Annotated in this window: 7 protein-coding genes; 1 reads left to right on the forward strand and 6 read right to left on the reverse strand. The window is 52.6% G+C overall.

Features of this window, described 5'->3' with window-relative positions; translation table 11 throughout:
• Positions 1–153 precede the first annotated feature (153 nt).
• From Q4E93_RS06850 to Q4E93_RS06865, 4 genes are all read right to left on the reverse strand, one after another.
• Positions 154–2,517, reverse strand: a complete 2,364-nt coding sequence (locus Q4E93_RS06850) for an alpha-L-fucosidase (RefSeq protein WP_303583700.1) — start codon at positions 2,515–2,517, stop codon at positions 154–156.
• Complete coding sequence (locus Q4E93_RS06855; protein WP_303583701.1) at positions 2,514–4,604, reverse strand: discoidin domain-containing protein; 2,091 nt, start codon at positions 4,602–4,604, stop codon at positions 2,514–2,516. The genes Q4E93_RS06850 and Q4E93_RS06855 overlap by 4 nt, the downstream gene beginning before the upstream one ends.
• Positions 4,605–4,615: 11 nt before the next feature.
• Positions 4,616–9,343, reverse strand: a complete 4,728-nt coding sequence (gene galA / locus Q4E93_RS06860) for a beta-galactosidase GalA (RefSeq protein WP_303583703.1) — start codon at positions 9,341–9,343, stop codon at positions 4,616–4,618.
• Between the two features lie 95 nt (positions 9,344–9,438).
• Positions 9,439–9,789, reverse strand: coding sequence for an L-rhamnose mutarotase (locus Q4E93_RS06865; RefSeq protein WP_303583705.1), 351 nt, complete (start codon positions 9,787–9,789; stop codon positions 9,439–9,441).
• A 273-nt stretch (positions 9,790–10,062) separates the two neighbouring features.
• On the opposite strand from Q4E93_RS06865, the gene Q4E93_RS06870 reads away from it, so the two are divergent.
• Positions 10,063–10,950, forward strand: a complete 888-nt coding sequence (locus tag Q4E93_RS06870; RefSeq protein ID WP_303583706.1) for a helix-turn-helix domain-containing protein — start codon at positions 10,063–10,065, stop codon at positions 10,948–10,950.
• 8 nt (positions 10,951–10,958) lie between these two features.
• Here Q4E93_RS06870 and Q4E93_RS06875 read toward each other — a convergent pair whose 3' ends face one another.
• Both Q4E93_RS06875 and Q4E93_RS06880 read right to left on the reverse strand, forming a co-directional pair.
• Positions 10,959–13,376: a glycoside hydrolase family 2 TIM barrel-domain containing protein gene (locus Q4E93_RS06875; protein WP_303583708.1), complete on the reverse strand. Its 2,418-nt coding sequence runs from the start codon at positions 13,374–13,376 to the stop codon at positions 10,959–10,961.
• Positions 13,377–13,378: 2 nt separating this feature from the next.
• Complete coding sequence (locus Q4E93_RS06880) at positions 13,379–15,562, reverse strand: glycoside hydrolase family 3 C-terminal domain-containing protein (protein ID WP_303583709.1); 2,184 nt, start codon at positions 15,560–15,562, stop codon at positions 13,379–13,381.

Here is a 15,562-nt window from a genome sequence, read left to right on the forward strand (position 1 = left end):
GGCGTTTCGAACGGTGGGAACAATGGAGCTAGGTTCTGTACATACGGCATTCATTTAATGTTAAATAAATGCAAATATGTTGTCTAACAGGCTGTTAGATAGGGGGACAAAATGATAAAATAGGGGGGTAAATCTGAAATAGTACGTTTTTTTTTAATTTTTGGAAGGAATCAGCGCATCGACCGCCACCGGCCCGGATCCACGATGTACGATCCTGATCACATGATTGCCCCGGGTCAGCCCCTTTGCCTTGTACACCAGCTGCTGAGGCTTCCGGGTTCCCTTGACAGACAAGTCAACGGTCGCATGGGTTTGCCCGTCAATCAAAATTTCGATCTTTCCGGCACCTGCTTCCTTTGGTGCAATAACTGCAACACTATTGCCTGTGAATGAAGTGCTCCAGACGTCACCCGGGGTATCGCTGATGGTAAGATCATTGTTGTAGTCGCCATTACCGGGGCTACAGCGGCGCGACCATCCGGCGGCAACAGTACCGGGATCATCGTCATTTACCCAGCCTTTGTCGTGGGTGATGCGTAAAACGCGGAAGCCGGACGCTAATCCCTGGTGGGAAATGCCGGGCAAAGGCAGAACCTCCTGGCCTGGTGTAACTGTAAGTCCCTTTTCGTCCTGTACAAAGCTCATCGTGATATCTGAGCCAAGCAGCGCCACTTCAGACACTTTTCCCAGCGTACTTCCGCCGGCATGCAGGGCTTTCAATGTAATCGCACTATCCTTCCAATCCGAAATGACGGCATAGACATAGCCATTATTCCGTGTGTAGTACGCACTGTCTCCTCCGTAGATCTCAAACGGACGTGATCCGTATACAGCCTCTCCATTGATCTTTAGCCAGGCACCCATGTCTTTGCAGGTGCTGACCACCTCCGGGTCAAGGTTCCCGCGTCCATGCTGCGTAAGATTGAGTAACATCGTGCCGTTGCGGGAAACGTTCTCCATGAGGAGCCGGACCACTTTTTGAGCGTCCATATACTCCATTCCCTTTTTATAATGCCATTCGGCGATGCTGGTCTCGGTCTGGAACGGGTAAGCCATGATCTCAGGCTCGATGTACATTTCGGTGCTTTTGACCAGGGCACGGTCAACGAAGGGAAGCAATCCGGGATCATTTTGAAAGCTATTCCAACGCCCCCCTACCCCTTTGAGGTTAACCACCACTTCCATTTTATTATTATTCCACTTCAGTGACTGGTTGTAGTAATTCGCGATCAGCTGCGGGGCAAGGAATCCCAAGCCCATATGAACACCCAGGTCCATTTGCGAATTACCGGCATGTTCATCAAAATAGATGACATCCGGATGATATTTGCCGATGGCGTCGTCGACACGCCACATGAACTGGTTGGCAAAAGGGGCCTTTAACGGGTCATCCTCGCGCGTGTGAACGGGTCCATACAGGTCGACCGGGTCTTTTCCTTCCCACCATTTCCCTTTACCGTCTGCAATTGTTTGAAGCGCGTCATAGGGTATGCCTTGCTTCGGGCCACGCTTGTCGCTGGTGTACCTCACCGGCATAAACTGGCCCCAGGTGCGGGGCGGCGTATTGTGAAAGCCTATCCCAAAGCGGAGCCCATGCTTTCTGGCGACCTTTTCCCAGGCGCCTACGATGTCCACGCGGGGGCCAACATTTACCGAATTCCACGGCTGGTATTTTGAGTCCCAGCAATCAAAATTATCATGATGGACACCCATCGCCATGAAGTACCGGGCACCCATTTCCACATACAGATCCATTAACGCTTCGGGATCCCACCGGTCAATTACCCAGTTGTGGGCAATATCCTTATAACCGTATGCTGAAGGATGACCAAAAGTGCCGGCGTGAAAGGTGTAAACAGGATTGCGCTCCATGTACATATTCCGTGCGTACCAATCGCCCTGCTCGGGCATGGATTGCGGATCCCAATGCGCCCAGGCCCCCAACTTCGCATCGCGCCACCATTCAGGCGCCGTGTACCTTTCACCCAAAACTTTCCAGTCGGCGGGAAAAGGACCGAGGGCCACAGGCAGCGCAGGGAGGTTCCAGATGTCTGGCGGCATACCCAAATCCCCTTCACCGATGATTATCTGATCTATGTTCAGGGTGATGTCCCTGGAGACGAGACTGAGAGATAACCGGGCATCGGCAGGGATCTTGATGCCAATGATGGAATGCAAAAAGGAACCTGTGAGGTTCCCAGATGAATGGACATTGACCTGTCGTACCGGAGCATCGTTGACTTGTACATTTACCAAACCAACCCCCAAAGATGAATAGCGGATCGCCAGTTTCCCGGCGGCCGGGAGGTGATTGAAAACGATGCCATCGCCCGGTCTGGTTAAGCTCATCAGATATCCGCCAGATGCCGAGTCAGCGGCCACTTTGGATGTCCCTTTTACGGGCTTGGCAGCTTCCGCCTCGAATATGCGCCTTTCATCGATGTTCGAAGCGCCAAAAGATGCGGCCATGATAAAAGCGGGCGCTAATATACTAATGAACCCTATTTTTTTCATCATTGCATTGGTGCTGTGATCACGTCTATCTCGGCGTACCCTGCATCATCATTGCCCTCTGTGTTATGGATGGCGCGCAGGTTGATATACCGGGCATTCACCGGCGGGAATTTCTTCACCTGCCACAAGGGGTTGTTGTTGATATTCGAAAATTCTCCTTCATCCGCCTTCTTCCATTCCTGTCCGTCCTGTGACACCAGCAGCTGATAATGGGTGATGATGCCGGCATGCCGGCCCTGGTCGGGCAGGTAGCGGAACCCGGTGAGGTTCACTTTTTCTCCCATGTCGATGATGAGATCCGCAGGCATATTTTTCCCCTTGGGCTGATGCCAGGCCGAATGCGGATCGCCGTCGATGACAGCAGCAGCTTTTATGTCATCTGTCCCCACTATTTTCCAGGACGTGTGGGGCATATCGAATTGTTCCTGGCTCACGGGGCTGCTCCTCCCCGTCGAGGGGTCGACCGCAACGGCCTGGACTTCCACTTTTCCGTCCGTCGTGACAGGCCCGGTGTATTTGGTGGATTGGCTGGTTGGGACGTTCCCGTTCAGCGTGTAATATACCACCGACTGGCTGTCGGCCGAGGCAATGGTTATTTTCCCTTCTTTATTGCGGATGATGGCAGGGGCCGTTAGAACAGGGGGGACATTGAAGACCCCGATGTTGGCAATCACGGGACAGGCTTTGGCGTCCGTGATGGTAAATTTGAGCTGCGCTGCACTTACCGCGGGAAACCGCAGGATGCGCCTGTACCCGATGGTCGTCGCCCTGGCCAGCTCTTTCCAGCTGCCGTCCACCATCGCCGACACGGTGAAAGCACGCACCCGCTGGCCCAGGCGGATGTATTCCTGCGCCATAAAGCAATTGAAAGTTACCGGCTTGCCGAAATCCAGGGTCATCGATGCGGCAGTCACCCCATCATCCGTAGCCCAGTAGGTGTCCTTTTTTCCGTCAGTCGCTCTGTCACCCACGAACGCTTTTGCTTTACCACGGATATTGCTGGCGCTGACTTTGGCTTTTTCCGCAAGATTCACGGCAAACGCCTCTTTTACTGCATCCGCCAGCTGCACCGCCGCCTTTTCATCATTGGCATGTATGAGCCCGTGCCTGTCTATGGGGAAATTGAGCAGCAGGGTACCATTACGACCGAACGAGCTGTAATAAATATCCAGCAGGTGCGGTAAGGTCTTTACTTTGGTATCTTCATACTGGTGATAGAACCATCCCGGACGAATGGACGTATTGACTTCGCCGGGCACCCAGGCATTGCCGTTCTCGAGACCATAGTGCAGCATATTCCAGGGGACATCACCTGTGTCGTTCAACAGGCTCCAGTTCGTTTCGCCAACGTTACCGGCTTCCGTCCCCACCCAGCGAAGGTCGCCTCTCTCTCCCCCGTCGTTCCAGATCACGATCTTAGGTTGCAGACTGCGTATGAGTTGGTATGTATTCTTCCAGTCGTAATAGGTCGTCCGATCGATGGTGCGGGTCTCGTTCGCACCGCCGTAATAACCCGAACCGCCATTGGCCCCGTCGAACCATATTTCGAAGATGTCCCCATATTGGGTCAGCAGCTCCCGGAGCTGGTTCCTGAAATAGGTGATGTACCGGGGATTTCCGTAGTCTGCGTAATTCCTATCCCAGGGTGAAAGATAGATACCCAGTTTCAGGCCATACTCTTTGCAGGCGTTGGATAATTCCCGCACGATGTCGCCTTTACCATTTTTCCAGGGGGCATTTTTGACGGAATACTCCGTATATTTCGACGGCCAGAGGCAGAACCCGGAATGGTGCTTGGCCGTCAGGATGATCCCTTTCATTCCGGCCTCCTTGCAGACACGCGCCCACTGCCGGCAGTCCAGGCTGTCGGGATTGAAAAGCTTCGCGTCATCTCCCCCGGAGCCCCACTCCTGATCGGTGAAAGTATTGATGGAAAAATGGAGGAAGGCGTAGTACTCCATTTCCTGCCACCGTACCTGGTTCTCTGTTGGAATGGGGCCAAAAGGTTTTGGCGCATTCGGTTGGGCGCTGCAAATACCTGTAAGAAAAAAGTAAAATGCGGCTGCCCCGAAGAAAGACTTTCTGATCATAGAAGTGACAATTAGCGTATTTTCAATTCAATCTTTTGTTTCAATGGTTTCTGATCGCGAAGAACAATGATCTCCGTCGCCGGGCCGGAGACCGACTGCCGCGCCTCCAGCAGGTCCTTCAGGTTATCGATCTGCCTGCTGTTGAATGACAGGATCACGTCGTTGGGCCGCAGCACACCGGTGGCAGCAGCGCCGGGGGCCACATTCACCACCAGCACACCCCTCGTATCGTCCATCCCCGTGGCCGACCTTTCACCAAGGGTCTTTAGATCCTTTACCCGCGCGCCCATAAAATCGATGACCTTGACCTCTCCGGACTCGGTGATCACGCCGACCTCCGGGAATGCCGGCCGACGTGCTATCGCTTTCAGCTTTGGCGAAACGACGCCAAAACTGTCCATGCTAAAATTCCTGAAACCAACGGAGAAGGCGGACGAACCGTCCTTCAGCCGGAAGTCACCCTTCGCGGGGTCTGCAAATTCCAGGGGTCCGCAAACGGAATGCCTGTCCGTCCCCCTGGCCCATGCTTCTTTCAGCGAGGCGCTATCGGGAAATAGGTTGTAATCTACTTCTTTCCCCCATACCGGGATGCCGATGGGCTTATAGCCGGCGGAAACGACGTTGTGCCGGAATATGTCCCCGCTGTTCTTAAACCAAACGTGCGGATGAAAAGTGTTATTGACCATGATATTATTCTCCACGACCCGGTGAACGCCTTCCCGCAGCTTGATACCGCCATTGAGGCAAAGGTTATTGTAAATTTCGTAATTGCCGGAGCCGTCGTCCAGGTCGATATCCCATCCATGGTCGCAACGCATGCGGTTGTTGCGCAGGACGATGGGCTTCACCACGTCGAGCAGGGCAAGGTCGAAATGATCCGCCACGATGGAATCGAGCTTCTGCTTGTCGGGATGCCAGTAGCGGTCACGTCCCCAGGAATTGAAGGAGCCATGATCGCCGCTTTCCTTCACCGTATTGAATACGTCGTTGTATTCGATGAGGTGGCCTCCCCAGGTACCTTCGCTGACGTTGATCCCCGCCCGGGGAACGTCATAAATGGAATTGTGGCTTACCGTGATATTCCGGCACATGGACAGCTCTACTCCGGCCGATTGTTTTTCCACCTGTCCCAGGACGAACAAAAGGCAATCGTACACCCTGCAGTCTGCGGGGTAATTGTTCGACTTTGGTCCGGGCGTACGATCGATCCTGTCCAGCGGTGTGAATTCGTTGTATTCGAAGCTGGGGCTGCGGACTGCGCCGGGGTCTCCGACAAAGCAAATGGCGCTGGCGCCGATGGCTGAGATCTGGCAGTGGGCAACGGAGCAATCCCGGTTGAACTTGTCGAAGAAGACGCCATTGCCGCCCAGGTCGTGGAGGCGGCAACCGGTGAGGTGACAATTGACGGCACCGCTGAAGACAACGGCTCCTCCCCGGTATATCGTCCAGTCGCTGCGGAGCAATGGCTCCCTGTTTTGCATGAACGAGCGCACGGCGCCTGTCAGCGTTACGCCGGAGATCGTAATGTTCTTTACCGGGTCTTCTTCCGTACCGCTGAGCTCGAACAGGTGAGCCGGCTGCGGCGTTCCGAATTTCGCGGTCGTAGGATCGAGGCCGGAAGGGGGGTAATAATATAGTGTCTTACTGGTCTTATCATAGAACCATTCATTGGCGGTGTCCAGCTCTTCGAAGATATTCTCTACGTACCGGTATCGCTCGTGCATGCCCATGCGGCGGTTGTTTTGCCAGCCGCCCTGCAGGATGAGGCCGCCTGTATCGTTGATCCCGGTAATGACATAATGAAAGTCCCCCCATTCACTGCGGTGGAGGGCATGTACGTAGCCGCCTTCCGGCGAATGCCACCTGGCCGCCCGCTGAGCGCTGATGGCATCGGCGGCGGTGCCGCCCAGGAACCGGGCGGAGGGATCGAAGTTGGGATACCGGGCCATTCGCTGGAGCTGACCGTTGACGATGAGCTCATCGAAAACAAGATCCTGGCTGACGTGGGCTTGCCAGATGCCATTCTTGTATTTTGACCAATGGAGGTTGCCGAGGGGTGCTGCTCCACTGATGATCACTTCGCCGTCCCCGGCGCCTGTCAGTGTCAATGGTTCGCCGGCTTTCCTGGAATCGGCGGAAGTAAACACGACAGGGTGGCTTACATAATAAGTGCCCGCAAAAAGTTTGATAGTCACCGGTCCGGAGATCTTACGCGCTGCCGACAGGGCCGTGCCGATGGACGCAAATGGGCTCGTACTGGTACCCGGGTTCGCATCGCTGCCTTTCGGGGAAACATACAGGTTTGTTTGAGAAGAGACCGTGAGCATGATCTCCGCACCTTTCAGCCCTGCGGAAGCGGCTGACAGCCGGATCTCGCCATCTGCTTTGTCCGACTGCACCAGCACCTGGCAGTATCCATTGAAGGCCGTCCTTTGCATTGCTTTATCCGGCTCGTGACTGCTGGGGTTGCCGTTGCCCGTCCCGATGATCCTTCCTGGACCTTCTATGGAGAAGGTAACGAGATTTCCGGCAGTGGGCGCCACTCTCCCCATGGCGTCTTTGATGGCGACGTTTACAACGGCCACGTCGCTGCCATCGGCCTTCAGCTTTGTACAATCACCGGACAGCGACACCCGCGCAGGGGCGGTAGTCGTCTCCACCAGCTGTCTGGCGACCACTTTACCGCTTTTGTAGCCCCGGGCCTCCAGTTTCCCCGGCTGGTAAATCACTTCCCATTCCAGGTATTCAAAGGGTGCTGCCCTTTTTTTTCCTATACGCTTGCCATTGACCAGGAGCTCGACTTCTTCGCAATTGGTATATCCCCGCATTTTGATCTTTTGCCCTTCTCTGCCGGGCCAGCTCCAGTGCGGGAAAACGTGCACCACCGGGGTATTGGTCCAGGCTGCCTTGTAAGCATAATACCCGTCCTTGGGAAAACCGCACAGGTCCATGATACCGAAATGCGAGGAGACGCAGGGCCATTGATAGGGCGTGGGCTCCCCCCTGTAATCGAAACCTGTCCAAACGAAGGTGCCGCCCAGGAAAGGGTACTGAACGATATGTTTCCAGTCCTGCCCCGGCTGTAAGCCCCAGCCGACGCCCAGGCCGAAGTTGGAAACATAGCCTTTCTCCTTATTGTCCTCATACTCACCCCGGGTGGAGACATAGCTGGTGGATTCGGTTACGAACATCCTGCGGCGCGGGTATTTTTCATGGTCTTTTACGTACTGCATTCCTCTTTGCCCGTAATTATAGCCGACGACGTCCAGGACGTCGCTGTATCCGCCATCGTTCCATCCATGGTTCATCGCAGCGGTTGCGGGGCGGGTAGGATCCAGCCGATGGGTCGCCTTCACCAGGGTTTCAAGGATCCTGGCGCCCATGGGTGCGCCTTCCAACGACTCCTCGTTCTCCATGCTCCACATAAACACAGAAGGGTGGTTGCGGTCCCGGCGGATCAGGGTGGCCAGGTCCTTCATCCCGTCCTCACCGGAAGATAACAGCCTGTTCTCGTCCAGCACCAGCATGCCCATGCGGTCGCAGGCATCCAGCAGCTCGGGAGTCGGAGGGTTGTGCGCGCAACGATACCCGTTGCATCCCATCTCTTTTAGCAGCTGAATCTTATATTCATTCAATTTATCCGGCAGGGCCACGCCTACGCCGGCAAAATCCTGGTGGTTCGCCGTGCCTTTTACGGGGTATAATTTACCGTTGAGAAAAAAACCTTCGTTGGTGATGGCCACCGTCCGCACGCCGAAAGAGGTTGAATAATCGTCGATCGTGCTTCCATCAGCCGTCACCCATGTGACCATTTTGTACAGGTCCGGCGTTTCCGGCGACCAGAGCAGGGGCTCCCGGACGACGCCTTCCTGCACCACTTCCGGCTGATCGCCGGGGGGGATGGTCAGCTCCGAGCTCCTGGAATCCACCACCCTTCCCTTCTTGTCGACGATCTTCGACACGAGCGTGATATGCCTGGCCACGGTGTCCTCATTTTGCAGGATGGTCCTGATGCTGACGACGGCGCTGTCTTTCGAAACCAGGGGTGTAGTAATGAATGTGCCATACCGGGCCACGTGCAGCCTGGCCGTCGTGTTCAGCCACACATGCCTGTAGATACCGCACCCTTCATACCACCATCCTTCCGCATCGGAGGCGTCGACCTTCACCAGGATGACATTCCTGCCTTCCCCGCCGTAACGAAGGACATCCGAAAGATCGTAATCGGAGGGCGTATATCCGCTCGCATGGTTACCCATGAGATGGCCATTCACCCAGACGGTGCTGTTCCGGAAGATCCCGTCGAACGTCATCGTGATGATCTTTCCCTTGTCCGACTCCGGCACGTCGAACTCTTTCCTGTAAAACCCTATGCCGGTGGGCAGGTAGCCGTTGCCGGCGGGCTGGCTTCCGAGGGTGTTGTCATGCACGAACGTGCCTTCCACGCACCAGTCGTGCGGCAGGCTGACATCCCGCCAGTCGGCGGGCTTGTATCCTGCGACCTTGTTCTTATCGGTGTAGGCGATGACGGCTTCCTCGCCAGTGATCACTTTTACGTTTGCGTCAGACAGGCCACCTTGCTGGCCGGCCTTCACGGCCCGTTTGATGGCAATGTCCCCTTTATGGAACTGCCAGCCATCGTCAAAACACGCCCTGTCCCTTCCCGCTGCAGCCGTGCTTTGGGCTGCAACGGAAAGAGAAAAAATGGATACGAAGAAAAAAATAATGGGAAGTTTCATGTCTGTAAATTACTTACCAGCCCGGGTTTTGCTTGAGGTTGCCCATAGGGGCAAATAAATGAACAGGCTTCAGCATAAAAGACGGCAAAAAAGGTCTATGTCTTATTCCCTTCCAGGGAATAGATCCTGTCCATCACGATCCACTTCTCTCCTTCGCCCGCCCAGGGCAACGGCTGCTGGAACTTCCACATCAGCTGCTCCCATTCCATTACTTTCGGATCGACGGCGTCCAGCGCGGCTTTTTGTTCAAAGCTGAACGAGTCATCCGTCTCGATGATCATGAAAAGCCTGTTTCCCGTGCGATAGATCTCCATGCTTGCAATACCTGACCTGGTAATGCTTTCTTTGATCTCGGGCCACCCTTTGCCGGCGGCATGCCATTGCTGGTATTCGGCGATCAATGCCGGGTCGTCTACCAGATCGAGTGCTAAACAATATCGTTTCATTCTTATAATTGACCTTGGATCGGGTGTGGACCCTACTGCCGGGGCAACGAGGCTGTATTATACATTTTTCGGCGTGGCGAGAAATGCAAGCAAATCATTTTCCCTTTCTGTTAACGGAACAACCGGTAACTCCCTATCTTTATCAAGGATTTATCGGTGTTTCATGACGTTGTCGGGAACAAAGCTAGTCGAGCTGACTGCGTTTTCCGCTATATGAAGCAGAGTTTCTATTATACAAATCCGAGGTCTAGGATCCTCGGTCAATTAATATCTATGAGTAAGAGACTACTGGGGCATACTTTTTCGCTGCTGCATGTGGACCGGGTCGAGCTGAACGAGAAGTGGAACTACTCTAATGTACTCAGTCCTTATTTCAGGGTATATTATATCGATGAAGGAGAGGGTTTCGTGCGTACTGCAAAGGAAGAAGTACGTCTTGAAAAAGGATTTTTATACCTTATTCCCAGCTTTACGCTCTGCCACCTGCGCTGCGATAATTTTCAAAGACAATACTTTCTTCATTTCTTCGAAGAGTCAGCGGCAGGCATTTCGATCTTCGAATACAACCGCAGGACCATAAAAATTCCCGCCGGGCCTACGGACATTGCCAATTTCGACCGGCTGCTAGAGATCAACCCGAACAGGGGCATCAACCGGAGCGACAATCCGAAAGTTTACGAAAAGAACGTGTTTTACCGGCACTACCAGGAGCTTAACGAAATGGTGAGCGACGCCAGTTACCTGGAGACCCAGGGTATTATTATGCAATTCGTAGCCCGGTTTCTCAGCTCATGTGAATTCGTGTCCCAGAACCCCGAACCTATTCCTCTCAAGATCCTGGACGCCATTCACTATATCCAGATCAACCTCAAGGTCGACCTGACCGTCAGCGCGCTTGCGAAAAGGGCCAACCTGCACCAGGACTATTTCTCCAGCCTGTTCCTGCAGGCCACGGGAGAACGGCCGCTGGCCTATGTACAGATCAAAAGGATCGAGCGGGCGCAGTATCTTCTGGCGACTACCCCGCTCACCTACGAGGCGGTGGCCGAAGAAACGGGTTTTGAGAACCTGCCGTATTTTTTCCGGATCTTCAAGAAGATCACCTGTCTCACGCCGGGCGAGTACAAAAAAAGGAACGGCCTGGTCATTTCCGCAAGGTGAAGATGCTCCTACCGAATGTCCAATGTCTTCACGTGTAAAGTATTTTCCGTCAATCCTGGTGAACTGACCGTCAATTTAATTTCGCCGGCAGTGTGGGTACTTCTGATGACGACCATTGCCCGGCCGTGCCATGCCTTACGGTTGTCCGCTGCATACTTGTCTGTGTCTTTCATGTCGCCGTTATCTACGCCGGCGATCGTACCGGGCCCATCAATTTTAAACTGCAGCCGGTTGTTGCCATTGGGCTGGAATATTCCATCCTTATCTGTTAGCTCGACTGTCACATAGATCAAGTCCTGGCCATTCGCTGCCATCTCCTTCCTATCAGCAGTTAGCTTTATAGTTGCGGCATCGCCGGATGTCCGCAGGATAGCCGATCCAACTTCCTTTTCGTTGTCCAGGCCTATGGCTTTTAAAACGCCTTTCGAATAAGGAACGGTGAATGTCGCCTTATATCCCTGCTCTTCGGTGGTTGGCTTTTCACCAATGAGGCTTTCATTCAGGAGAAGCCTGACCTTAGGATATTTTGAATACACTTCCACCTGGACATTTCTGCCTTCAAGGCCGGGCCATGTCCAACTTTCCCAGGTCGGCCATACCGACCACCAAGTCTCCTTGATCTCAAGGGGTTCCGGTTCCGGCTCACGAACGGCCATATAGAGTTTCTCCGTATTGTTATAAAGGAGGCTTCTGTAATGGGAAATGGGTTTTCGCCAACCGATCAGGTCGATGTCGCCGCAATAGGCACCATGCCAGGGGAAAAACTCGTGCTCCCAATGTTCACCAGGTACGTCACCTGAATAGTACCACCGTCCTATCCCTGATTCGCCTAAATAATCCATTGCCGTCCAAACGCAGTCCCCGATGATATAATTATTTTCCTGCACCAGTTTCCAATTGGCAAAAGCATCTTTGGGATAGGACTCCGTCTGAAGGATCATACGTCCCGGCACCCGCTGATGGTCGGATGGCGCGCTGTTCAAATGATAATTATAGCCGGCAACATCGTGTGCAGCCAACAGCGAGTCCATAACAGACCAATCTTTACCATTTTCCACGACAGCCGACGTGACAGGGCGGGTACTATCTATTTTCTTTATCGCGCCTGCCAGCATCTTTGCCGTCTTTACCGACCCGGGGGTCCCCCTTTCCACTATTTCATTGCCTATGCTCCACATTATAATGGAGGGGTGGTTCCTGTCCCGAAGGATCATCGTTTCCAGGTCACGTTGCCACCATTGATCAAAGTATACAGCGTAATCCTCTTTGTTCTTCCCTGCCCTCCAGCAGTCGAATGCTTCATCGATCACCAGCAGCCCTAAACTGTCGCAGGCAGCCAGGAATGCTTCGGAAGGCGGGTTGTGGGAGGTGCGGACTGCGTTGAACCCGGCTGATTTAAGTAATTCGATCCTCCGCTGTTCTGCCCGATCGAATGCTGAAGCCCCTAAACACCCGTTGTCGTGGTGTACGCAGCCGCCGTTGAGCTTTACCATTTTACCATTCAACAGGAAACCATTTCCGGCGGAGAATTGTATGGAGCGGATACCAAAACGGGTGTATGTTTCGTCGATGATCTTATTGCCTTTTAGCAGCTGTACCTGTGCAATGTACAGAGCAGGCGTTTCCGGGGTCCAAAGCAAGGGATCTGGCACTGTCAAGGACTGCACCATTTCTTTTTCACTATGGGGAGGCACATTGACGCTGACCTGGTGGTCTGTGACGTTCCCGGCGTTTGCAGCGCGTATTTTGGTTCTAAGGACAATATTCCGGGAAGCGCCTGTTTCGTTCTTTACCCATGTCTTTATCCGGACGGTCGCTTTCTTCGAAGACACATCAGGGGTAGTGATCTCTACTCCCCCATCCGCCACATGCACCGGGTCCGTCACCATCATCCAAACGTGGCGATAGATACCCGAACCGCTGTACCACCGGCTATTGAGGTGTTTTGAATTATCCACCCGTACTGCTATGACGTTCTCACGGCCAGCGTCCAGATAAGGGGAAAGGTCATAACTAAATGAAGAATAGCCATAGGGACGGATGCCGAGGGATCTTCCATTGATAAAGACCTCGGCGTTCATGTAGACGCCTTCAAAATAAATAGAAATTTTGTTGTTCTTCCATTCACCGGGGACCTTGAAGGTTTTCCGATACCAGCCTATCCCTGCAGGAAAGTATCCTCCCGCACCTTTAGTCGGGTTTTTAGGACTTACCTTTCCTTCAATGCTCCAATCGTGCGGGAGATCGAGGTTACGCCAGGTCCCGTCATCGAAATCTTTTGATCCGGCAGCAGCAGTGTCGCCCAAAAAAAACTTCCAATTATCGTCGAATAATTGCTTTCGTGCAATATTCCCGCGGTGTTCCTGCGCAAGGATTGCCTGTGCATGGAATAAAAACAGCAACTGGATGGTGAAGAATTTCCGCATAATTATTTAACTACGATTTTCAATGTCCGGGAAATATTGCCTGAGGAGTTGCCCAATTGCAGGATAAAATCCCCCATCTCAACATTCCAATCTTTCTTCGATTCATCATAGAAAGCGAGATCGGCGACTTTCACATGCAACGTTACCGTCTTTGTCTCTCCGGGTTGGAGAAATACTTTTTCAAAGGCTTTGAGTTCCTTTGCAGGGCGCAATACGGTGGCAACCGGATCGCTAACGTACAACTGGGCCACTTCTGCGCCATATCGTGGACCTGTGTTCTTTACGGTAATCTTCACGTGAACCACTTCATCCTTTCCATAAACAGCCTTGTCTGTCGAAAGTGCACCAAACTCAAAACTGGTGTAGGAAAGCCCATATCCGAAGGGGAACTGCGGAGTGATCTTCTTCGTGTCGAACCAGCGGTACCCTACGAGAATATCTTCCTCATAGTTTACTTTCAAGTTTCTACCGGGGAAGTTACCTAAAGCATGTGCGGGTGACTGTTCCAACGAAACGGGTAGCGTGAACGGCATTTTCCCGGAAGGGTCAACTTTTCCGCTGAGCACATCGGCTACAGCATTTCCGGCTTCCATTCCACCGAACCATGACCACAATATAGCAGGCACCCGATGAACAATACCTGACAACTTTACCGGTGAACCGGCTATGATGACTACGACCGTATTGGGATTTGCTTTGGCGACCTCGCTGATCAAAACATCCTGACCATAAGGCAGATCCATATTTTTCTTGTCGGAAGATTCTGTATCAAAATCATGATTTAATCCTCCGAAAATGATGACCACTTCCGATTCTTTTGCAACTTCAACGGCCTCATCGATCAATTTCCAGTCCACTTTATCGGAGCTTGCCTGACCAGCGTTGCTCCCCTCTTTGAAGGTGGATTGCTTGTCATAGCCCTGTGCAAAATTTATTTTTACAGTAGCGCCAAATTTTTTCCGAATAGCCTCCAACGGCGTTATTTCATATAAGGTTTTTATTTCTGAGCTAAGCCCGCCGCCGCAATGCTTTCGGGTCGCATTATCGCCAATAATTGCAATTGATCTTATCTTATTGAAATTCAGCGGAAGCAGGTCTCCCTTGTTTTGCAATAAAACCGCTGCTTCGGCGGCATCGTTGTAAGCAGCGCGCTGATGCTCCGGCGTATTCATCTTTCCTTTTTCCCGGCTGCGCTCATCCAACATTTTTGTTCTCATCATGACCCGTAGCACATTCGCCACTTTTTCATCCACCACAGACACCGGGACTTTCCCTGCTTCTACAGCATCGATCAGTGGATTGGCAAAATACCATTCCTGGTAATCCTTCTTATCAGTCCCCATTTCCAGATCAAGTCCTGCCAAAGCAGCTTTTTCAGTTGAATGGGCAGCAGACCAGTCGGTCATTAATACACCCTTAAAACCAAGTTCTTTGCGAAGAATCTTCCTATCGAGGTATTCATTTTCAGAACACCAATCGCCTCTGAACTTATTGTATGCTGCCATTACCGTGTAGGCGCCGCCTTCAGTTACGGAGGCTTTAAATCCGGGCAAATAAATTTCACGCAATGCCCTTTCGCTCATATACACATCGATGGAATCCCGATGCTCTTCCTGGTTATTAGCCAGCCAGTGTTTTACGCTTGCAGCCACATCTTTCGATTGCAATGCCCTGATATAAGCAACCGACATTTTCGAAATAAGGAGCGGATCTTCGCTCATGTACTCGAAATTCCTTCCGCAAAGCGGCGAGCGGATAATATTGATGCCGGGCCCAAGCAAAATGTCTTTTTTTCGAAAGCGGGCCTCTTCCCCCAATACAATTCCGCGCTCGTAAGCAAGCTTAGGGTTCCAGGTGGCGGCAAGCGCCGTACCCGGCGGAAAGCAAGTCGCAGAATCATTCGTCCATCCCGCATAGGCCCAGTTATCACGGTTTATTTCCGCCCGTACTCCGTGAGGGCCGTCGCTTAATGCCCATTCCGGAATGCCCAATCTTTTTATTCCCGATACGTAAAATTTTGAGTTTGCATGTAGCAGACTGACTTTTTCCTGCAGGGTCATCTGGCTGATCAATGAGCGGATGGTTTCCTCCTGCTTATCGTCGTTAGGCGCATGCTGGGCATTCGCCACGCATGTCATCATTATGCATACAAAACCGATTGCGGATCGTCTTACTGTTATTTTCAT

Origin of the sequence: Flavitalea plasmicola (genome assembly GCF_030546645.1) — a bacterium.
Taxonomy (GTDB): domain Bacteria; phylum Bacteroidota; class Bacteroidia; order Chitinophagales; family Chitinophagaceae; genus Puia.

Excerpts from the sequence above, each read along its gene's own strand:
- Q4E93_RS06875 (WP_303583708.1), bottom strand. The coding sequence starts at position 13,376 with ATGCGGAAATTCTTCACCATCCAGTTGCTGTTTTTATTCCATGCACAG.
- Q4E93_RS06870 (WP_303583706.1), top strand. The coding sequence starts at position 10,063 with ATGAGTAAGAGACTACTGGGGCATACTTTTTCGCTGCTGCATGTGGAC.
- galA (WP_303583703.1), bottom strand. The coding sequence starts at position 9,343 with ATGAAACTTCCCATTATTTTTTTCTTCGTATCCATTTTTTCTCTTTCC.
- Q4E93_RS06850 (WP_303583700.1), bottom strand. The coding sequence starts at position 2,517 with ATGATGAAAAAAATAGGGTTCATTAGTATATTAGCGCCCGCTTTTATC.
- Q4E93_RS06880 (WP_303583709.1), bottom strand. The coding sequence starts at position 15,562 with ATGAAAATAACAGTAAGACGATCCGCAATCGGTTTTGTATGCATAATG.
- Q4E93_RS06855 (WP_303583701.1), bottom strand. The coding sequence starts at position 4,604 with ATGATCAGAAAGTCTTTCTTCGGGGCAGCCGCATTTTACTTTTTTCTT.
- Q4E93_RS06865 (WP_303583705.1), bottom strand. The coding sequence starts at position 9,789 with ATGAAACGATATTGTTTAGCACTCGATCTGGTAGACGACCCGGCATTG.